This is a genomic window from Streptomyces sp. NPDC008163, assembly GCF_042956885.1.
Taxonomy (GTDB): domain Bacteria; phylum Actinomycetota; class Actinomycetes; order Streptomycetales; family Streptomycetaceae; genus Streptomyces; species Streptomyces drozdowiczii_A.
Genome location: NZ_JBIBHG010000007.1, coordinates 256,861 through 277,687 on the forward strand (window position 1 = coordinate 256,861; position 20,827 = coordinate 277,687).

At 72.3% G+C, this 20,827-nt stretch carries 14 protein-coding genes; 5 read left to right on the top strand and 9 right to left on the bottom strand.

Annotation, left to right across the window (positions count from 1 at the left end):
• The first annotated feature begins 133 nt into the window (after positions 1-133).
• The 4 genes from pepN (ACFZAT_RS18125) to ACFZAT_RS18140 all read left to right on the top strand — a co-directional run bounded on the left by pepN (ACFZAT_RS18125) (position 134) and on the right by ACFZAT_RS18140 (position 8,722).
• Positions 134-2,725, top strand: a complete 2,592-nt coding sequence (pepN, locus tag ACFZAT_RS18125) for an aminopeptidase N (RefSeq protein WP_391265211.1) — start codon at positions 134-136, stop codon at positions 2,723-2,725.
• Between the two features lie 206 nt (positions 2,726-2,931).
• A complete protein-coding gene (locus ACFZAT_RS18130) occupies positions 2,932-3,975 on the top strand; it encodes a hypothetical protein (protein WP_391265212.1) in 1,044 nt (347 codons plus the stop codon).
• A gap of 219 nt (positions 3,976-4,194) precedes the next feature.
• The gene (locus ACFZAT_RS18135) at positions 4,195-7,515 is read left to right on the top strand and encodes a S8 family serine peptidase (RefSeq protein ID WP_391265213.1); all 3,321 of its coding nucleotides are present in this window, start codon (positions 4,195-4,197) and stop codon (positions 7,513-7,515) included.
• A gap of 178 nt (positions 7,516-7,693) precedes the next feature.
• Positions 7,694-8,722, top strand: a complete 1,029-nt coding sequence (locus ACFZAT_RS18140; protein ID WP_391265214.1) for an aspartate-semialdehyde dehydrogenase — start codon at positions 7,694-7,696, stop codon at positions 8,720-8,722.
• 50 nt (positions 8,723-8,772) lie between these two features.
• Here ACFZAT_RS18140 and ACFZAT_RS18145 read toward each other — a convergent pair whose 3' ends face one another.
• The gene (locus ACFZAT_RS18145) at positions 8,773-9,288 is read right to left on the bottom strand and encodes a DUF1203 domain-containing protein (RefSeq protein WP_391265215.1); all 516 of its coding nucleotides are present in this window, start codon (positions 9,286-9,288) and stop codon (positions 8,773-8,775) included.
• 114 nt (positions 9,289-9,402) lie between these two features.
• Here ACFZAT_RS18145 and pepN (ACFZAT_RS18150) point away from each other — a divergent pair, with 114 nt between their 5' ends.
• Positions 9,403-11,979: an aminopeptidase N gene (gene pepN, locus ACFZAT_RS18150; protein WP_391265216.1), complete on the top strand. Its 2,577-nt coding sequence runs from the start codon at positions 9,403-9,405 to the stop codon at positions 11,977-11,979.
• A gap of 64 nt (positions 11,980-12,043) precedes the next feature.
• On the opposite strand, the gene ACFZAT_RS18155 is transcribed toward pepN (ACFZAT_RS18150), so the two are convergent.
• The 8 genes from ACFZAT_RS18155 to ACFZAT_RS18190 form a co-directional block, all read right to left on the bottom strand.
• Entirely contained in the window at positions 12,044-13,675 is a 1,632-nt protein-coding gene (locus ACFZAT_RS18155) for a SpoIIE family protein phosphatase (RefSeq protein ID WP_391265217.1), read from the bottom strand.
• Positions 13,672-15,462: an ATP-binding protein gene (locus ACFZAT_RS18160; protein WP_391265218.1), complete on the bottom strand. Its 1,791-nt coding sequence runs from the start codon at positions 15,460-15,462 to the stop codon at positions 13,672-13,674. The genes ACFZAT_RS18155 and ACFZAT_RS18160 overlap by 4 nt, the downstream gene beginning before the upstream one ends.
• Entirely contained in the window at positions 15,459-16,664 is a 1,206-nt protein-coding gene (locus ACFZAT_RS18165) for an ATP-binding protein (protein ID WP_391265219.1), read from the bottom strand. The genes ACFZAT_RS18160 and ACFZAT_RS18165 overlap by 4 nt, the downstream gene beginning before the upstream one ends.
• Positions 16,652-17,077, bottom strand: a complete 426-nt coding sequence (locus ACFZAT_RS18170; RefSeq protein WP_391265220.1) for an ATP-binding protein — start codon at positions 17,075-17,077, stop codon at positions 16,652-16,654. The genes ACFZAT_RS18165 and ACFZAT_RS18170 overlap by 13 nt, the downstream gene beginning before the upstream one ends.
• Positions 17,074-17,451 (bottom strand): STAS domain-containing protein, encoded by a 378-nt coding sequence (locus ACFZAT_RS18175; protein WP_391265221.1) that lies wholly within the window; start codon positions 17,449-17,451, stop codon positions 17,074-17,076. Before ACFZAT_RS18175 ends, ACFZAT_RS18170 begins: the two co-directional genes overlap by 4 nt.
• Entirely contained in the window at positions 17,448-18,293 is an 846-nt protein-coding gene (locus ACFZAT_RS18180; protein ID WP_391265222.1) for an RsbRD N-terminal domain-containing protein, read from the bottom strand. The genes ACFZAT_RS18175 and ACFZAT_RS18180 overlap by 4 nt, the downstream gene beginning before the upstream one ends.
• A 288-nt stretch (positions 18,294-18,581) precedes the next feature.
• Positions 18,582-19,721, bottom strand: a complete 1,140-nt coding sequence (gene alc, locus ACFZAT_RS18185) for an allantoicase (protein ID WP_391265223.1) — start codon at positions 19,719-19,721, stop codon at positions 18,582-18,584.
• A gap of 59 nt (positions 19,722-19,780) precedes the next feature.
• Positions 19,781-20,719, bottom strand: coding sequence for a LysR substrate-binding domain-containing protein (locus ACFZAT_RS18190; protein WP_391265224.1), 939 nt, complete (start codon positions 20,717-20,719; stop codon positions 19,781-19,783).
• Positions 20,720-20,827: the final 108 nt, after the last annotated feature.

Sequence of the window (20,827 nt, forward strand, 5' to 3'; positions counted from 1 at the left end):
AACGGACGGATCGCGTCGGTGGACAAGTCTGTGCGCGAGAACACCGGACGACGCTCCGGCCATTCCCGGCCGCAGGTCCGGAGGGCGGCATGGGAGGATCAAACTATTCGAACGTGACACAAAGGAGTGTGCCGTGCCCGGCGAGAACCTGTCCCGAGACGAGGCCCGTGAGCGGGCCGAGCTGCTGACCGTCGACGGTTACGACGTCGAACTCGACGTCCGCTCCGCGACCGGCGGGCCCGGCCGGGGCGACGCGGCGGACGGTCCGCTGACCTTCCGCTCGGTGACGACGATCCGCTTCCGCGCCGCGCGCGGCGGCGCGTCGACCTTCGCGGACCTCATCGCCCCCTCGGTCACCTCGGTGACGCTGGACGGCGCCGCGCTGGACCCGGCGGCCGTGTTCGACGGGGCGCGGATCGCGCTGGCGGACCTGGCGGCAGGCGAACACGTCCTGGTGGTCGACGCGCAGTGCGCGTACAGCCGGACCGGCGAGGGCCTGCACCGCTTCGTGGACCCGGAGGACGGCGAGGTCTACCTCTACACCCAGTACGAGCCGGCGGACGCGCGCCGCGTCTTCGCCAACTTCGAACAGCCCGACCTCAAGGCCCCCTACCGCTTCCGGGTGACGGCGCCCGCCGAGTGGACGGTGTGGAGCAACGGCGCGGAGGAGTCCCGCGAGGGCGGGGTGTGGCGGTTCGCGGAGACGCAGCCGATCTCGACGTACATCACGGCGGTCGTCGCCGGTCCGTACCACTACGTGACCGACTCCTACAGCCGGACCTTCGAGGACGGCACGACGCTGGAGATCCCGCTCGGCGCGATGTGCCGCAAGGGGCTCGCCAAGCACTTCGACGCCGACGACATCTTCCTGATCACCAAGCAGGGCCTGGACTTCTTCCACGACAACTTCGACTACCCGTACCCCTTCGGGAAGTACGACCAGGCGTTCGTGCCGGAGTACAACCTCGGCGCGATGGAGAACCCGGGCTGTGTCACGTTCCGCGAGGAGTACATCTTCCGCGGCAAGGTGACCCGGGCGGCGTACGAGGGCCGGGCCAACGTCATCCTGCACGAGATGGCGCACATGTGGTTCGGGGACCTCGTCACCATGCAGTGGTGGGACGACCTGTGGCTGAAGGAGTCCTTCGCGGACTTCATGGGCGTCTTCGCGATGACCGGCGCGACCCGCTTCGAGGACGGCTGGATCACCTTCGCCAACAACCGCAAGTCCTGGGCTTACCGCGCCGACCAGCTGCCGTCCACGCACCCGATCACGGCCGACATCCGTGACCTGGAGGACGCCAAGCTGAACTTCGACGGCATCACGTACGCCAAGGGCGCCTCCGTGCTCAAGCAGCTGGTGGCGTACGTGGGACGGGACGCGTTCCTGGAGGGCGCCCGGCGCTACTTCAAGAAGCACGCGTACGGGAACACCCGGCTCGGGGACCTGCTGTCGGTGCTGTCCGAGACGTCCGGGCGCGATATGACCGCCTGGTCGCGCTCCTGGCTCCAGACCGCGGGCGTCAACTCGCTGACCCCGGCCGCCACGTACGACGCGGCCGGCCGGATCACCGAGCTGGCCGTCCTCCAGGAAGCCGCCGAGTCCCACCCGGAGCTGCGGCCGCACCGCGTCGCCGTCGGCCTGTACAGCCGCGACACGGAGGGCCGGCTGGTGCGTTACGCGCGTGCCGAGGCGGATGTGTCGGGTCCGCGCACCGTGATCGGGGAGCTGGCGGGGGCCGAGCGGCCCGAGCTGATCCTCGTCAACGACGACGACCTGACGTACTGCAAGGTCCGCTTCGACGAGGTGTCGCTCGCCACCCTGCGCGCGCACCTGGGCGACATCACGGACCCGCTGGCGCGGGCGCTGTGCTGGTCCGCGCTGTGGAACCTGACCCGTGACGGGCTCATGCCGGCCCGCGACTTCGTCTCGCTGGTCCTGGCATTCGCCGGGCGCGAGACGGACATCGGCGTCCTCCAGATGCTGCACGCCTGGACGCGCGGCGCGCTCGTGAACTACGCGGCTCCCGCGTGGCGCGAGGAGGGCGGCCGGGCGCTGGCCGAGGGCGCGCTCGGCGAACTGCGGCTCGCCGAGCCGGGCAGCGAGCACCAGCTCGCCTGGGCCCGGTTCTTCGCGTCGGTCGCGGCGTCGGACTCCGACTTCCAGCTGCTGGCCGGGCTGCTCGACTCCACCGCCCGGATCGACGGGCTCGACGTCGACCAGGAACTGCGCTGGGCGTTCCTGTCCCCGCTGGTCGCCCACAGCGCGGCCGACGAGGCGGCGGTCGACGCGGAGCTGGCCCGGGACGACACGGCCTCCGGCAAGCGGCACCACGTACGGTGCCTGGCCTCACGGCCGTCCGCCGGGGTGAAGGCCCGGGCGTGGGCGGACGTCGTGGAGTCGGACGCGCTGTCCAACGCGCTGGTCGAGGCGACGATCGCGGGCTTCGCGCAGTCCTCCCAGCGGGAGCTGCTGGCGCCGTACACCGCGCGGTACTTCGAGGCGATCGAGCGGGTCTGGGCCGAGCGGTCGATCCAGATCGGGATGGCCGTGGTCAGGGGGCTGTTCCCGTCCCTCCAGGACGACCCGGCGACGCTGGAGGCGACCGACGCGTGGCTGGCGGCCCGGGCGGACGCGGCGCCGGCGCTGCGGCGGCTGGTGCTTGAGGCCCGGGACGACCTGGCCCGCGCGTTGCGGGCCCAGGCGGCGGATTCGGTGGCGTAGGGCGTCCGGCCTTCGGCCCCTGCCCGGTGGCCCCGGTCCCGGGCAGGGGTTCCGTTTTCGAGCGCCGGACGGGCCGGGTGGTGACGCAGGATGGATCCGGGCTTGCGGACCTCGAACGTCCGTACTTTAGGACGGCGTTGTCCGGGTATGTCGACGGCCCTGTAACAGGGGTTAAGGTCGCGGCCGTTGGCGGGATACACCGGAGCATGACCCAGAACACCCCGCTTCACTCCGGCCCCTCCGCTCCCACGCGTGGGCGTCAACGCGTCGTCTCGGCAGCCCAGTTGAAGGCGATGGGCGTGCCCGTCGGGCGGGCCTCCGAGCGGTGCCGGGACGGCGGTCCGTGGCAGCAGCCGTTGCCCGGGGTCTTCGTCCTGCACCCCGGTCCGCTCACCGGCCGGGAGCGGCTGCAGTCCGCCCTGCTGTACGCGGGGCGCCCGCCGGCCTCCGGGCGGCGCCCGGCCCCCGCGCGGACCGTGGACCCGGCGTACGGCGACGCGGTGCTCACCGGGCTCGCCGCCCTCTGGCTGTACGGCTTCGCCGCCGCGCCGCCCGCCGCCTCCGTGGACCGGGTCGACGTCCTGGTGCCCCGGGTGCGGAGGCTGCGCTCGGCCGGGTACGCCCGGCTGCTGCGGACCGCCGAACCGCCGGGCCCGGAGTGCGTGGACGGGCTGCCGGTGGCCCCGGTGGCGCGGGCGCTGGCGGACGCGGTGTCCGGGCTCGGGGACGCGGTCACGGTGCGCCGGCTGCTCACCGAGGCGGTGCGCGGCGGCCACTGCGAACCGGCCGTGCTGGTGGACGAGCTGAGCCGGGCCAAGGTGCTCGGCCGGCCCCAGGTGGTCGACGCGGTCGACTCGCTGCTCGCCGAGGGCCGGGCGCTCGCGGAGGAGCGGCTGTACGCCATGGTGCGCACCCATGGGCTCGACGAGCCGCTGTGGAACGTGGACCTGCGGCTGCCCGGCGGCCCGCACCTCGGCCGCGTGGACGCCTACTGGCCCGGCGAGGCGGTCGCCGTGGAGCTGGACACGAGGGCGCCGCGCCACAGCCGCCAGGACGAGCGGCACGAGGCCGAGTGGTCCGCGTACGCGGCGCGGCGCGAGCACCTGGAACGGCTCGGCGTCACCGTCGTGCACCTCACGCCGCAGAAGCTGCGGGACGCGCCCGGGCAGCAGGCGACCGTGGTCCGGACAGCGCTGATGGCCGCGGCGGACCGGGAGCCGGCGGCGTACGTGATGGTCCTTCCCCGCTGAACCGGGGCGCCACACCTCACATCCCGCAGCCTCGCGTCACATGGCCGAATGCGCGTCCCGTATCCGCCTGTTCGTCCCTGCTGACGCTTCCGCCCCAGTGGCGGGATCCCGCCATGTACTCAACAAGCCCCCCACAACTCTCCACAAACCCCTGTCATTTACGAAAGGGTGAGCGGTCATCCGGTACCGATTTCCGGACTCTCTCTTTCACATACAGGGATGCTGATGACCTCCGAATCCCCCGGTTCCATACCCGGAGCGAGACGAGCGGCCCGGGTGGCGGCCGCCGCCGGTCTGGTGGCCGCGCTGGCCGCCACCGGCGTCGCCACCGGCGTCGCCCCCGTCTTCGCCGCCGACGATCCGGCCTCCGCCCCCGTCAAGGCCGCCGGCACCGCTCCGGCGGACAAGCTGGGCACCGCCGACGCCGAGGTCCTGACCAAGGCCAAGGCCAAGGGCGAGAAGAACGTCACGATGATGGTCGCGACCGCCCCCGGCGCGACCGAGCAGGTCACCAAGCAGCTGGACGCCGTCAAGGGCTCCGTGCTCGGGCGTGCGTACGACAAGCTGGGCTACGTACGGGCGACCGTGCCGACCGCGACCGCCGAGGCCACCATCAAGGCGGCGTCGAAGCTGAGCTCCGTCCACGGCATCGATCTCAAGCAGGAGATCGTGCTGGACGACCCGACGCCCGCCGCCGACCGGGCGACCGGTGCCAGGACCAGGGCGAAGTCCACCGGCAGCTACCCGGCCCCCGGGAAGAAGACGCCGGCGAAGAACCCGTACAACCCGTCCTTCGAGACGGGCGCGGTCGACTTCGTGAAGCAGCACCCGAAGGCGGACGGGCGCGGGATCACCATCGGCGTCCTGGACGCGGGCGTCGACATCGCGCACCCCGCGCTCCAGAAGACCACCACCGGTGAGCGCAAGATCACCGACTGGGTGACCGCCACCGACCCGGTGAGCGACGGCGACGGCACCTGGCTGCGGATGACGGACGCCGTCTCCGGCCCGGTGTTCACGTACAAGGGGCGTACGTACAACGCCCCCAAGGGCTCGTACCGGATCAGCCTGTTCGCCGAGGCCGCCACCAAGGGCGGCGACATGGCGGGCGACCTGAACCGCGACGGCGACACCACCGACACCTGGGCCGTGCTCTACGACCCGGTCACCGGCGCCTCCCGGGTCGACCTGAACAACAACGGCGACTTCCGCGACGACACCGCCCTCAAGCCGTACAAGGAGAAGCACCAGGTCTCCTACTTCGGCAAGGACAATCCGCGCACTGACGTCGTCGAGCGCATCCCGTTCGTCGTGGAGAACCGCAAGAGCGTCGTCTACAACGCCGCCGGCGACACCTCCGACTACGTCTCCATCGGGGTCATCGAGTCCGAGCACGGGACGCACGTCGCCGGCATCACCGCCGCCAACGGCCTGTTCGGCGGCCGGATGAACGGTGCCGCGCCCGGCGCGAAGATCGTCTCCTCGCGCGCCTGCACCTGGTCCGGCGGCTGCACCAACATCGCGCTCACCGAGGGCATGATCGACCTCGTCGTGAACCGCGGCGTCGACGTCGTCAACATGTCGATCGGCGGCCTGCCGCCGCTCAACGACGGCAACAACGCCCGCTCCGAGCTGTACAAGCGGCTGGTGGACATCTACGGCGTCCAGCTGGTCATCTCGGCCGGCAACGACGGCCCCGGCGTCAACACCATCGGTGACCCCGGCCTCGCCGACCACGTCATCTCGGTCGGCGCGTCCATCTCCAAGGAGACCTGGGCCGCCAACTACGGCTCGAACGTCACCAAGAAGTACGACATGCTGCCCTTCTCCTCGCGCGGCCCGCGTGAGGACGGCGGCTTCGCGCCGACCCTGACGGCGCCCGGAGCGTCGATCAACTCGACGCAGACCTGGCTGCCCGGTTCACCGGTCGCCGAGGCGGGCTACTCCCTGCCGGCCGGCTACTCCATGCTCCAGGGCACGTCGATGGCCTCCCCGCAGGCCGCCGGCGCCACCGCGCTGCTGCTGTCCGCCGCGAAGCAGAAGCACATCGAGCTGCCCCCGGCCGACCTGCGCACCGCGCTGACCAGCACCGCCACGAAGATCAAGGACGTGCCCGCGCACGCCCAGGGCGCCGGTCTGATCAACATCGTGGACGCCTGGAAGCTGATCGCGAAGCAGGGCGCCCCGGCGCACGAGTACACGGTCAAGGCGCCCGTCGACACCGCGATCGACTTCGCCCTGAAGACCCCGGGCTTCGGCACCGGCCTCTACGACCGCGAGGGCGGCCTCCAGGCCGGCCAGAAGAAGACCTACGACGTCACGGTCACCCGCACCACGGGCCCGGACAAGAAGGTCGAGCACAAGCTCTCCTGGAAGTACAACGACGGCACCTTCGAGCTCACCGGCTCCGACAAGGTCGCGCTGCCGCTGGGCAAGCCGGTGACGGTCAAGGTCCAGGCGAAGCCGGGCAGCGCGGGCGTGCACAGCGCGATCCTCCAGCTGGATGACAAGAAGACCGCCGGCACCGACCAGCAGATCCTGACGACGGTCGTCGTCTCCAAGGCGCTGGCGAAGCCGTCCTACGCGTTCAAGGCGTCCGGCTCGGTGCAGCGCAACGGCACCACGTCGTACTTCGTGACCGTGCCGGAGGGCGCCAAGACCCTTGAGGTCGCGATGAGCGCCCTGCGCTCGGGCAGCCAGACCCGCTTCATCTCCATCCACCCGTACGGGGTGCCGGTGGACGACAGCGGTACGCCGTTCTGCTACCCGAACTACGAGAACCCGGCCAACACCTGCCGCCCGGACGCGCGCTCCTACCCGGACCCGCAGCCCGGCGTCTGGGAGATCGAGGTCGAGGCCCGGCGCACGTCGCCGCTGCTGGACAACCCGTACAAGCTGGACGTGGCGCTGCTCGGCGCGACCTTCGACCCGGCGGTGCAGACCATCGCCGAGGCGAAGATCGGCACCCCGGCCGCGGTCAGCTGGAAGGTCACCAACAACGCCGGTCCCCTGGAGGGCAGGCTCAAGGGCGGCTCGCTGGGCTCGGCCGCCGTCGAGCGCCCGTCGATCTCCACCGGTGGCTCGTACACCAAGGAGGTCACCATCGGTGAGGGTGTCGAGAAGCTGGACGTCGCCATCGGCGGCACCAGCGACGCCAACGCCGACCTCGACCTGTACGTGTACAAGGGGAGCACCGAGGTCGGCTCCTCCACCACGGCCGGTTCCGAGGAGTCCGTCAGCCTGGTGAAGCCGGCCGCCGGCACGTACACCGTCGTCGTCGACGGCTACGACGTCCCGGCCGGGACCACCGAGTACGACTACCGCGACGTGTACTACTCCGCGTCGCTCGGCACCATCTCCGTGGACGAGTCGAAGGCCGTGAACCTGGCCGCCGGCGCGTCCGCCCAGGTCGGCGCCGAGGTGAAGGTGGCCGGTGCGGCCCCCGAGGGCCGGCAGTTCTTCGGCGAGGTCAGCCTCGTGAACGCCCGGGGCACCGCGGCGGGCACCGGCAGCGTCGTGATCGAGAAGGTCACGCCGTAGCCACACGGTGCTGACCATGTGATCCGTACGGCAGTGGGGCGGGTGCTCACCGGGCACCCGCCCCACTGTGCTGCGCGCCACTCGTCCGCAGGCCGGACAATGGATTGGACAAGGAGGCCGTGGAGAGACGCATCATGAAGCGGCAACCGTGCCCGTTCGTACGTCTGAGGGAGTTCCTGTGAAGGTCGGAATCGTCGGCGCCACCGGTCAGGTCGGCACAGTCATGCGCAGCATCCTGGCCGAGCGGAAGTTCCCGGCCGACGAGCTGCGGCTGTTCGCCTCCGCGCGCTCGGCGGGCTCCGTCATCGAGTGGCAGGGCCGCGAGATCACCGTCGAGGACGCCGCCACGGCCGACTACACGGGCCTGGACATCGTGCTGTTCTCGGCCGGCGGCGCGACCTCGAAGGCGCTCGCCGAGAAGGTCGCCTCGCAGGGCGCCGTCGTGATCGACAACTCCTCCGCCTGGCGCAAGGACCCCCAGGTCCCGCTGGTCGTCTCCGAGGTCAACCCGCACGCGATCGCGGACCGCCCCAAGGGCATCATCGCCAACCCGAACTGCACCACGATGGCCGCCATGCCCGTGCTGCGTCCGCTGCACGAGGAGGCGGGGCTCGAAGCGCTGACCGTCGCCACGTACCAGGCGGTCTCCGGGTCCGGGCTCGCCGGCGTCGCCGAGCTGCACGGCCAGGCGTCCAAGGTCGTCGCCGACGCGGACAAGCTCACGCACGACGGCTCGGCCGTGGACTTCCCGGAGCCGGGCGTCTACAAGCGCCCCATCGCCTTCAACGTGCTGCCGCTGGCCGGGTCCATCGTGGACGACGGGTCCTTCGAGACGGACGAGGAGCAGAAGCTCCGCAACGAGTCCCGCAAGATCCTGGAGATCCCGGAGCTGAAGGTCTCCGGCACCTGCGTCCGCGTCCCGGTCTTCTCCGGCCACTCCCTCCAGGTCAACGCACGCTTCGCCCGGCCGGTCTCCGTGGAGCGCGCGTACGAGCTGCTGAAGGACGCGCCGGGCGTCGAGCTGTCCGAGATCCCGACGCCGCTCCAGGCCGCGGGGAAGGACGCGTCCTACGTGGGGCGCATCCGGGACGACGAGACCGTGGAGCACGGTCTCGCGCTGTTCGTCTCCAACGACAACCTGCGCAAGGGGGCGGCGCTGAACGCGGTCCAGATCGCGGAGCTCGTCGCGGCGGAGCTCGCCGGCTGAAGCCGGAGCGCCGCGGGGGTCCGGAGGCGCTGCCCCCGGACCCCCGCTCCTCAATCGGTGGAGGGGCTTGATCTGCGCACCTCGAAGTGCCAGCAGCCGTACTCCACCGCGCGTACGTGCACCAGCGCCACGTCCGGGTCCGCGAACGCCTCCCTGAACGCCTCGTCGTACCCGCGCTCCTCGTCCTCGGGGATCTCCAGGAGGCGGCCGCCGACGATGTGGCCGTCCGCGTCGTAACGCCGTACGGTCCGCAGCGCGCCCGCCCGCGAGAACGGATAGCCCGTCCGGGCGGGGTCCGGGCCCTCGCACTCCTCGGCGTGGATGAAGACCGGGCCCTGCTCGTCGTACGCCCCCGGGCGGGCCCAGGCCGCCGCGGCCCAGCGGCGCAGCGGGGCGTAGGAGACGAGGGCCATGCGCTCCCCCGGTTCGCTGCCGCGCAGGCAGCACCGGAGCGGGTCACCGGCCTCGGTGGCGGTGTACGGGACGCAGGGGCGGCCGGCGTCGTCGGTCTCCCGGAGTTCCTTCAGCGCGTCCGGTTCGATCGCGCGTGCCTCGTAAGTGGTCATGGTCCGAGCCTGCCGCGTCGGAACGCCCCGGTCCGGCGGAAAACGGACATCGCCCTGGGTGCGGGTCCCGTGGAAGGATGGCGGGAAACATCACAGAAACTAGGAGATGACCGCGTGCCTGGCACGAATCTGACCCGCGAAGAGGCACAGGAGCGGGCGCGCCTGCTGACCGTGGACGCGTACGAGATCGATCTCGACCTCTCCGGGGCGCAGGAGGGCGGGACCTACCGGTCCGTCACCGTCGTGCGCTTCGACTCCGCCGAAGCCGGCGCGGAGACCTTCATCGACCTGGTCGCCCCCGCGGTGCACGAGGTCGAGCTGAACGGCAGGGCGCTGGACGTCGCGGCGGTGTTCCGCGACTCGCGCATCGCGCTTCCGCACCTCCGGGCCGGCTCCAACGAGCTGAAGGTCGTCGCGGACTGCGCGTACACCAACACCGGTGAGGGACTGCACCGGTTCGTCGACCCGGTCGACCAGCAGGCGTATCTGTACACCCAGTTCGAGGTGCCGGACGCGCGCCGCGTCTTCGCGAGCTTCGAGCAGCCCGACCTGAAGGCGACCTTCCGGTTCACCGTGAAGGCCCCGTCCGGCTGGACCGTGATCTCCAACTCGCCGACGCCGGAGCCCAAGGACGACGTCTGGTCGTTCGAGCCGACGCCGCGCATCTCCTCGTACATCACCGCGCTGATCGTCGGTCCGTATCACTCGGTGCACAGCAGCTACGAGAAGGACGGCGTGACCGTCCCGCTGGGCATCTACTGCCGGCCCTCGCTCGCCGAGTACCTGGACGCGGACGCGATCTTCGACGTGACCCGGCTGGGCTTCGACTGGTTCCAGGAGAAGTTCGACTACGCGTACCCGTTCGCCAAGTACGACCAGCTCTTCGTGCCGGAGTTCAACGCGGGCGCGATGGAGAACGCGGGCGCGGTCACCATCCGCGACCAGTACGTCTTCCGGTCGAAGGTGACGGACGCGGCGTACGAGACGCGCGCCGAGACCATCCTGCACGAGCTGGCCCACATGTGGTTCGGCGACCTCGTCACGATGGAGTGGTGGAACGACCTCTGGTTGAACGAGTCGTTCGCCACGTACACCTCGATCGCCTGCCTGGCGTACGCCGAGGGCTCGGGCTGGCCGCACTCCTGGACCACGTTCGCCAACTCCATGAAGACGTGGGCCTACCGGCAGGACCAGCTGCCCTCGACCCACCCGATCATGGCCGACATCCGCGACCTGGACGACGTCCTGGTCAACTTCGACGGCATCACGTACGCCAAGGGCGCCTCGGTCCTGAAGCAGCTGGTGGCGTACGTCGGCATGGACGAGTTCTTCAAGGGCGTCCAGGCGTACTTCAAGGCGCACGCCTTCGGCAACACCCGGCTGGCCGACCTGCTGGGCGCGCTGGAGGAGACCTCCGGCCGTGATCTGAAGACCTGGTCGAAGGCGTGGCTGGAGACGGCCGGGATCAACATCCTGCGCCCGGAGATCGAGACCGACGGGAACGGTCACGTCACCTCGTTCACCGTGCTCCAGGAGGCGCCCGCGCTGCCCGCCGGTGCCAAGGGCGAGCCGACGCTGCGCCCGCACCGGATCGCCATCGGCTGCTACGACCTCGATGCCGAGGGCAAGCTGGTGCGCACGGACCGGATCGAGCTGGACGTCGACGGCGAGCGCACCACCGTGCCGTTCCCGGCCGGCACCGCCCGCCCGGCCGTCATCCTGCTCAACGACGACGACCTGTCGTACGCGAAGGTCCGGCTGGACGAGGAGTCGCTGCGGGTCGTCACCGAGCACCTGGGCGACTTCACCGAGTCGCTGCCGCGCGCGCTGTGCTGGGCGTCCGCCTGGGACATGACCCGCGACGGCGAGCTGGCCACCCGTGACTACCTCGCCCTGGTCCTGTCGGGGATCGGCAAGGAGTCGGACATCGGCGTCGTGCAGTCGCTGCACCGCCAGGTCAAGACGGCGATCGACCTGTACGCGACGCCCGAGTGGCGCGAGGCGGGCCTGACGCAGTGGACCGATGCGACGCTCGCGCACCTGCGCGCGGCGGAGCCGGGCAGCGACCACCAGCTGGCCTGGGCGCGCGCCTTCGCGGCCACCGCCCGTACCCCGCAGCAGCTGGACCTGCTCCGCTCGCTGCTCGACGGCACGGAGGCGGTCGAGGGCCTGGCCGTGGACACCGAGCTGCGCTGGGCGTTCGTCCAGCGGCTCGCCGCCACCGGGCTGATCGACGAGGAGGAGATCGACGCCGAGTACGAGCGGGACCGCACCGCCGCGGGCGAGCGGCACGCCGCTTCGGCCCGGGCCGCGCGGCCGACGGAGGAGGCGAAGGCCGAGGCGTGGGCGTCGGTCGTCGAGTCCGACAAGCTGCCGAACTCCCTCCAGGAGGCGGTCATCGCCGGCTTCGTGCAGACGGACCAGCGCGAGCTGCTGGCCCCGTACACGGAGAAGTTCTTCGCCTCGGTGAAGGACGTCTGGGACTCGCGGAGCCACGAGATGGCCCAGCAGGTCGCGATCGGCCTGTATCCGGCACTCCAGGTCTCGCAGGAGACCCTGGACGCCACGGACGCCTGGCTGGCCTCGGCCGAGCCGGGCGCGGGTCTGCGCCGGCTGATGTCGGAGTCCCGCTCGGGCGTGGAGCGCGCCCTGCGGGCCCGCACGGCGGACGCGGCGGCCGCGACCGCGTGATGTGACCGGCACCGAGGGGGCGTCCCGCCGCGGGGCGCCCCCTCCGTGACGGCGCCCGGCCGCTTCAGTCGAGGCGGGCGGCGAGGAGGGCGATGTCGTCCGTCTTGCCCTGGCCGAAGGACGCCAGCAGCCGGTCGCACAGCTCCTCGATCCCGTCCGGTGCCCGGGAGAGGGTGTCGCTCAGCGACCGCAGGCTGGTGTCCAGGTCCTCGCCGACCACCTCGATCAGGCCGTCCGTGACCAGCAGCAGTGTGGAGCCCTCCGGTACGTCGTGGGTGACGGCCGGCGGATGCGGGAGGTTGAGCCCCAGAAGGGGCCCGTGCTCGGTGAGATAGCGGGTGGTCCCGTCCGGGTGCCGGAGCAGGGGCGGGATGTGGCCGGCGTTGGCCACCTGGATGCGGCGTGCCCCCGGCTCGACGAGGACGAGACAGACGGTGACCGTCATCGACGGGCGTACCCGCACCAGCAGCGCGTCGAGGTTCTTCAGCAGGGACTGCGGATCGTGGCCCTCGATGGCGTACGCGCGCAGGGCGTGCCGCACCTCGCCCATGATCATGGCGGCCTTGAGCGAGTGCCCCGCCACGTCCCCGATGGCGAGCAGCAGGCCGTCCGGGGTCCGGATGGCCTCGTAGAAGTCGCCGCCGATCTCGGCGTCGGCGGCGGCCGGTTCGTAACGCACGGCGAGGCCGACGCCGGGTACCTCGGGCAGCCGGTCCGGCAGGAAGGTGCGCTGGAGGGTGAGCACGAGCGCGTGCTCCTCGCTGCGGGTGCGCAGCGCTTCGAGGGCCAGCGCGCCCGCCTGGGCCAGCTGCGAGAGCAGTTCGCGGTCGTCGGCACCGGTGAGCGCCTCGGCCCCGACCGCGAAGGCGACGGGCGGCCGCCCCCGCTTGGTGCGGGCGAGCACCAGGGCGACGTCTCCGGGGAAGACGTCCGCGCAGTCGTCCTCGCGGCAGGTGAGGGCGCGCCACTCGGCGCCGGTCAGGACGGCGGGCTCCGTCCCGGTCCGGTCGCCGAGGGCCTTCTCGGTGAGGAAGTCCATCAGCCGCTCGTCCGGCTGGGCCGTGCCGGTCCGGGCGCCGCTGGGATCCGGCGCGGCGGCCAGGTGCAGCACCCGGTTGTCGGGGCTGAGGCCGATGGTGACGGCGGGCGACTCCATCAGCGTCGCGGCCCCGGCCGCCGCGGCCGAGGTGAACGTCTCCCCGTCCTTCGCCGCGTAGACGGCCAGGGTGCTCCTGTTGAGGGCGGCCACGCGGGTGGCGAGCCGCTCGGCGCGGCGGCGGGCGCGGGCGTAGCGCAGTGCGGCGGTGACGGTGGCCAGCAGTTCGTCCGGGGCGATCGGTTCGGTGAGGTAGGCGTCGGCGCCCCGGTGGAGGCCCTGCGTGCGGTCGCTCAGTTCGATGGCGGTCGCCGAGACGTGGATGACGGGAAGCGAGGCGGTGCGCGGGTCGGCCTTGATCTGCTCGCACACCTCGAAGCCGCTCATGTCGGGCAGTTTGACGTCCACGACGGCGAGTTCGGGCAGCTGCCCGTCGGGGGCCGCGGCCAGCAGGGCGAGTCCTTCGGTGCCGTCGGCGGCCTCCACCACGGTGTGGCCCGCCCGGCGCAGCCAGCTGCCGACGATGTAGCGGTTCGTCTCGTTGTCATCGAGCACCAGTACGGTCGCCGCGGCGCTGTCCCGGTGCAGGTGCGAGGTCATGCGGTGTCTCCCTTCCCACTCGCCCGTGAGGGGGCGGACGGCCCGGAGCCGGAGAGCGCGGCGGCCAGCGCCGTCGGGTCCAGCGCGGACTTGTCCAGCACCGCCCGCGCGTGCGTGAGCCGGTTCCGGTCCAGCTCCGCGGCGGGCGTCGAGGTGAGGACGACGACGGGTACGGCGGCGAGCGCCGGGTCCGCCGCGAGTTCCGCCAGTACGGCGTACCCGTCGAGGTCGGGCAGGTGCAGGTCGAGGAGGACCGCGTCCGGGCGTTCGCGGCGCACCGTGGCGCTCGCCCGTCCGCCCTCGGCCACCTCGATCACGCGCCCGGCGATCCGCTCCAGGAGCGGGCGGACCGACGCGCGGAAGGCGTCGTCGTCGTCCACGGTGACCAGGACGGCCACGGCGGGCGCGACCGGCTCGCCCGGCCCGGCCTGCACGGCGGGCCGGCCGTCGGCGGGCAGCGTCACGGTGACCACGGTCCCGGTCCCCGGCTCGCTTCTCAGCGTGAGGCCGCCGCCGAGCAGTTCGGTGAGCCGGCGCGCGTAGGGCAGGCCGAGGCCGGTGCCGCTGCGGCCGCGCTGGTGGGTGCCGCGTACCTGGTAGAACTCCTCGAAGATCTGCTGCTGCTCCGCCTCCGGGATGCCGATCCCGGTGTCCGACACGGTGAAGACGACCTGGTCACGGCCGTCCGCCCGGTCCGCCGCCACGTCGAGGCGCACCGTCCCCGAGGGCGTGAACTTCAGGGCGTTGGACAGCAGGTTGCGCAGGACGCGGGTGAGCATGACCTCGTCGCTGACGATGCTCAGCCCGGACTCCGCCACGATCAGTTCGGCGGCGCCCGGGGACTCGTAGCCGCGCAGGGTGCCGCGCAGCTGGCCGAGGGCGGCGCGCAGGTCCACGGGGGCCCAGTGGGGTTCCAGGCGGCCGGACTCCGCCTTGGCGTTGTCCAGGAGCTCGTCGACCAGGGCGAGCAGGGTCGCGCCCGACGCGGAGATGAGCCCGATCTGGCGGCGCTGCTCCTCGTCCAGTCCGCCTTCGTCGCATTCGAGCAGCAGGCGGGCCAGGCCGACGACGGAGTTGACCGGGGTGCGCAGCTCGTGGCTGACGTTGGCCCAGAACCTGGTCTTGGCCTCGCTGGCCTCGCGCAGCAGGCGGGACTTCTCCTCCAGCTCCGCGTAGAGCGCCACGACGCCCCGGTTGGTCTCCTCCAGCTCCTCGGACAGCTCGGAGTAGAGCGCCACGACGCCGCGGTTGGTCTCCTCCAGTTCCGCGTTCAGGCGGCGCATTTCCTCGCGCTGTGCCCGGGACTCGACCAGCGCGGCGATCAGGTCGCTGGTCTGGGCCCTGGTGTCGTCCGGTTCGCCGGACGCCGTGTGGGCGAGCACGGCTTCGCGTGCCTGCTCGATCGCCTCGGCCGTCCTGCCGTCCGCGGTGAGCGGCTGCTCGACGGTCACCGCGTGCTCGGGCGGGCTGTAGTGCACGGACACGAGCCGGGACGCGGCCTGGACCGCCTCGCCGCCGAGGTCCCGGTCCTCCGTCCAGTCCATGCCGACGAGCAGCAGCGGAAGCGGGCGGCGGGCCACCCCGAAGACGACGGTGAGCCCGGCGGAGCCCAGCAGGTCCCGGCCGAGCTCGCTCAGCGCGGTCGCCAGCCGGATCTGGTCCTGTTTCTCCACCCCGAGCGCCTCGGCTGCCGACTTGCCGCTGCGGCGCAGCAGGAAGACGTCCTGCTCCGTGCTGAGGGGGAAGGACACGAGGGGGTCGGCACCGAGGGCAGTGAAGCTGTTCACCAGAGTCCTTTCGCCACCACGACGCCGGCGTCGTCCCTGCGTACGCCTGCCTCGCGCAGCAGCTGGGCGGCCGCGACCAGCGGGGACCGGTCGAGGAAGCCGGGCATGGCGTCCGCCCGCCAGCGTTCCGTCAGGCCGTCGGAGTGCATGATCACCGCACTGTTCCGGGGCAGACTCTGGCGCACGGTCCGCAGGGTCGGCAGCTGGTGGCCCACGATGCCGGGCGCCGACGGCAGCGAGCGGCGGGTGCCGGTGGCGGGGTCCACCACGAAGGTGCTGACGTTGCCGACGCCGCAGAAGGTCAGGGTCCCGGCGTCCGGTTCGACGCGGACGACGGCCACGGCGCCGCCCCGGCTCCCGCGCAGGGCCTTGTGGATCTCCCGCATGATCGCTTCGGGCGCGTCGGCGCGGGTGTCCCGGAACTCGGTCACCGCCGCCTGCGCGGCGCGCCCGGCGAGGGGGCCGTGGCCCAGGCCGTCGCAGAGGAGCACCAGCAGCGCCCGGTCGTCCGGGCCCTGCTGCCCGGCCCCGCCGTTCTCGGGTTCCGGGCCCGTGGGTACCGGCCTGCGGTAGCCGGTGAGCTGGGCCCAGCCGAAGCGCTCGTCCGGGGCCGGGCGGGTCGCCGCGGGGGCCGGCGCGCGGCCGGGCTCCGGGGGCAGGCCGCCGGACGTGGGACGGGCGGCCCACGCGTCGCCGCACACCTCTTCCCCGGTGATCGTCCTGGTGAGCCCCTCCACCACGGGACGGCCCAGGGCGGCCATCCGGTCGGCCGCCTCGCGCCGCCAGAACCGGGCGGTCAGCACGGTCCCCCGGCCGGGCAGGGAGTGCAGGTCGAAGGAGTCGGCGAGGCGGGAGATGGTGCCGAGCCCGATGCCGAGGGTGCCCGCGGTGGAGTTGCCGTCGGAGAGGGCGTGCGCGAGGTCCGCCATGCCGGGCCCTTCGTCCAGGGTGACGAATTCGAGCCCCGCGTCGCTGGGCGTGCGTACGGCGCGCAGCAGGAAGGAGCCGTCCACCGCGTGCTTGCGCAGATTGGTGGCCGCTTCGCTCACCGCGAGCGCGGCCTCGGCGCATCGCTGCTCGTCGAGGCCGATGCGCCGGGCCAGCGCCACGGCGGCGACCCGGGCCGCCGCCGGGAGCGCTTCCTGGTCCCGGAGCCAGACGACGTCCTCGGCGTCCGGGAGAGGCAGGATCAGCGCGCCCATTTGGTCACCGCGACCTGGGTGCCGCGGCCGGGCTCGGTGTCCAGGGTGAAGTGGTCCACCAGCCGACGGGCCCCGCTCAGCCCGAGGCCCAGACCGCCACCGGAGGTCCATCCGTCGACCAGCGCCTGTTCGATGTCGGGGATGCCGGGGCCGGAGTCCTCGAAGACCGCGGTCACGCCGGTCCTGCCGTTCTGGCTCACGACTCCCGCGCGCATGACTCCGCCGCCGCCGTACACCAGGGTGTTGCGGGCCAGTTCGCTCGCCGCGGTGACGAGCTTGGTCTGGTCGACCAGGGAGAGCTTGCAGCGCTGGGCGAGTGTGCGCACCAGCTGCCGGGCCCGGACCACGTCGTCGTTGGTGACGATCGGGACGGTCTCGTGCTCGGCGTCGGGGGCGGGCGCGAAGCCGTTCATCGTCCAGCCGGTCTGGCGTCGTCGCGCCGGGCCAGGATCTCCAGACCCTTCTCCAGGGTGAGCGCCGTGCGTACACCGCCCAGGGAGAGTCCCAGTTCCACCAGGGTGATGGCGACGGCGGGCCGCATGCCGACGACGACGGTCTGCGCGTCGAGCAGGCGGGAGATGGAGGCGGTGGTCGCCAGCATGCGGCCGACGAAGGAGTCGACGATCTCCACGGCGGTGATGTCGATGATCACACCGGTGGCGCCGGACTCCACGATCCGGGCGGCCAGGTCGTCCTGGAGCTCCAGAACGACCTGGTCCTCGAGCTCGACCTGGATGGAGACGAGGAGGACGTCTCCGATCTTCAGTACCGGTACGCGCTCGCTCACGCCGTGCCGCCGCGCGGTGCGATGTCCGTGCCGGTCCGGCGCAGAGCGTGCTTGAGGGCGTCGGCCAGCGACGACTTGGTGACGATGTCGCCGAACTGGATGCCGAGGGCCACGATGGTCTGGGCGATCTGCGGGCTGATGCCGGAGATGATGCAGTCGGCGCCCATCAGCCGGGCGGCGACCACCGTCTTGAGCAGGTGCTGGGCCACCTCGGTGTCCACGGCGGGAACGCCGGTGATGTCGATGATGGCCTGGTCGGAGCCGGTGTCGACGAGGGCCTGGAGCAGCTTCTCCATCACCACCTGGGTGCGGGCCGAGTCCAGGGTGCCGACCAGCGGCACGGCGACCACGCCGTCCCAGAGCTTCACCACCGGGGTGGAGAGCTCCATCAGCTGTTCGGCCTGCGCGCTGATGACCTCTTCGCGGGTCTTCGCATAGACCTCCAGCGTGAAGAGCCCGAGGGCGTCGATCACCTTGCTGAGCTGGAGGTACGACCTGACGTCGTCGGCCGGGGTGTCCTCGGTGGGCGCGAGGACGTCCTTGGCCGCGAGGACGCTGGTGGCGGTCTCGGTGGGGGTGAACCCCTGGCGGGCCCGCGCCCGGGACAGCTCCGCGAGCAGCGCGCGCAGCTCGCCGTAGGCGTCCCCGTGCCAGTCCAGCCCGTCCCCGCGCAGGCCCTGGATGAGCGCTGTGTAGAGCTCGCGCAGCTCCCGGTCGAGCTCGGCGAGCGAGATGCGTCCGCGCAGGGTGCGCGCGACCGCCTCCACCCAGGCCCCGCCGAGCGTTTCCTGCTGCGTCGACAGCAGGTCGGCCAGCCTGGCCGAGATGTTTTGTTCAGTCACCGGGTTGGCTCCCTCTGCGTCAGGCCCTTGGCTGTGATCAGTCGCAGCGTATGCCATCAGCTGATTGCTCCCCGCGCGGTATACGGAAGGCGGCAGGAGGCGCCACGAGGGGCGTTCCGGGCCGGGCGAGGGGGGCCGGAGAAGCGGAAGCAGGAAGGCACGAAGACCCCTCTGCCCGTTCACCGGGCCTTCACACCCGGCATTTCCCGGGCGGATGCGGTGACACTCCTGGAAACCGCCCGGCGGACGGGCGCTGGAGCGCAGCCGTCCGCCGGGCGGGGGCGGGGGCTACGAGGCCGACGCCTCGTAGCGGGCCTTGAGGTCGGCCGCGCCGGACTCCGTCAGGGAGCCGTGCAGGCGCATCCGGGCGACTCCGCCGTCGGGGAAGGCGTCGAGCCGTACGTGGGTGACGACGGCCTCCGCCGGGAGCGGGAAGCGGTGCGGGGTATCGGGCTGGAGGCGGGTGCGCGGGATGATCTCGAACCACTCGCCGCTCTCGCCGTCCCGGCCGTGCAGGGCGATCCAGCCGGCCGCGTTGCCCTTGAGGTACGCGGTGTCGATCTCGACCGCGCGGACGATGCCCTGGGCGGGCAGCCGGAAGCGGACCCAGTCGTTGGTGTCGCGGACCCGGCGGCGGCGGTTCTCCCAGCCGTCGTCCATCTTGCGCGAGGTGCCGGGCAGGATGATCTGGGTCGGCGAGGAGTAGAACCGGTCCGACGCGTCTTCGTAACTGCCGCCGTTCAGGACCGAGATCAGGTCGAACGTACCGAGCGTGGCCAGCCAGGACGGGTCCGGGACCACCTCGCCGTGCACCCGGAGGCGGGCGATGCCGCCGTCGGGGTGCTGGCAGAGGCGGATGTGGGTGTAGCGGCGGCCGCCGGTGATCTCGAAGCCGTTGGCGGCGTGGCCGCGCACGGGCGTCGGGGGGACGATCTCCTCCCACTTCACGTCGTCGGCGAGCAGCTGCTCCGGGCCGGGCGCGCCCTCGACGCAGGTGGCCTGGACGGAAACGCGCTGCGGGTAGTTGCCGCGGAAGTGGGCGGTGTCCACGACGATGCCGCGGATGATGCCGGGGGCGCCGAGCCGGATCAGCGCCCAGTCGTGCTCGTCGGGGGCCGGGAAGGGGTGCTCGGCGTCCGCGCCGCGCCGGCGGCGGGTCTCCCAGCCGTCCATGATCTTGCCCTTGTGGCCGAAGTGCTCGGGGTCGAAGACCGCGCGCTCCCGGACGAGCAGGTTCTCGCGCTGGGCGAAGAACTCGTCGTTGGCCGCGATCACGCCCGCGCCGAGCCGCCGGTCGGCGAGGTCCACGAGGTCGGTGAAGGGGAGGTCGGTGGTGCGGTAGTCGGCGTACGGGTCACCGCCGCCGTACGGGGCCGCGTCGTTGGCGTGGGGGTCGTCGTTCCGGATCTCATTCTGTTCGGTGGTCATGCGTCCACTGTCGTACGCCGGAAGTCGGTAGGTCCATCGAAAGTTTTCGTACGAACTGTTCAGGTGGACTTAACGGTCGCACCGTCACCGTACGGTTCCGCCGCCTCGCGCAGCGCCGCGAGGACCCGGGCCACCGCGGGGGCGTCCTCTCCCCCGCGCCGGACGGCGGCGACCACATGGCGGCGCGGCCGGTCCGCGTCGAGGACCCGCATCACCACGCCCTCCCGGCCGTGCCGTTCGGCCGAGGCCATGCGCGGGACGAGCGCGACCCCGAGGCCTGCGGCGACCATGGCGAGGATCGCCGTCCAGCCGGACGCGCTGTGCGCCTGCTCGGGTACGAAGCCCGCCGCCCGGCACGCGGAGACGGTGATCTCCGACCAGGGGCCCGAGCCGCCGTAGATCCAGGGCTCGGCGGACAGGTCGGCGAGGCGCAGCCCGGGCGCGTCCGCGAGGCGGTGGCCGGCCGGCAGGGCCACGTCGAGCGGGTCGGCGAGCAGCGGCAGGACGGCGAACCGGGGGTCGCGGGCCGTCGGGGCGTCGGCCGCCAGCGACAGCGCGAGGTCGACCTCGGCGGCGGCGAGCAGTTCGTACGCCTGGGCGGCCTCCGCCTCGCGCACCCGGACCTCGGGCCCTGGGCGGGGGTCGGCGCGCAGCCGCTGCACGGCCGGGACGACGAGGGCGGGCACGGCGGTGGCGAACGCGGCGACCCTGACCTCGCCCGCCTCGCCGCGCAGATAGCCGGTCAGTTCGGCGTCGGCGCGCTCCAGTTGGGCGAAGACCGCCTCGGCGTGGCGCAGGACGAGATGGGCGGCGTCGGTGAGGCGGACGCGCCGGCCCTGGGCCTCCAGGAGCGGCACGCCGAGCTGCTTGGCCAGGTTGGAGAGCTGCTGGGAGACCGCCGACGGGGTCATCAGCAGGGCGTCGGCGGTCGCGGTGACCGTGCCCCGGTCGCGCAGGGTGCGCAGGATGCGGAGCTTCTTGACGTCCCACTCGGTCATGGGCGCAACCTACCGGCGCGTCCGGGTCCGGACATGCGTGTGCGCCGCGCGGTCGTGCTCACCGTGCGGCGCACCCGTGCCGTGCGGGGCGGGACCGGGGCGGGGGCC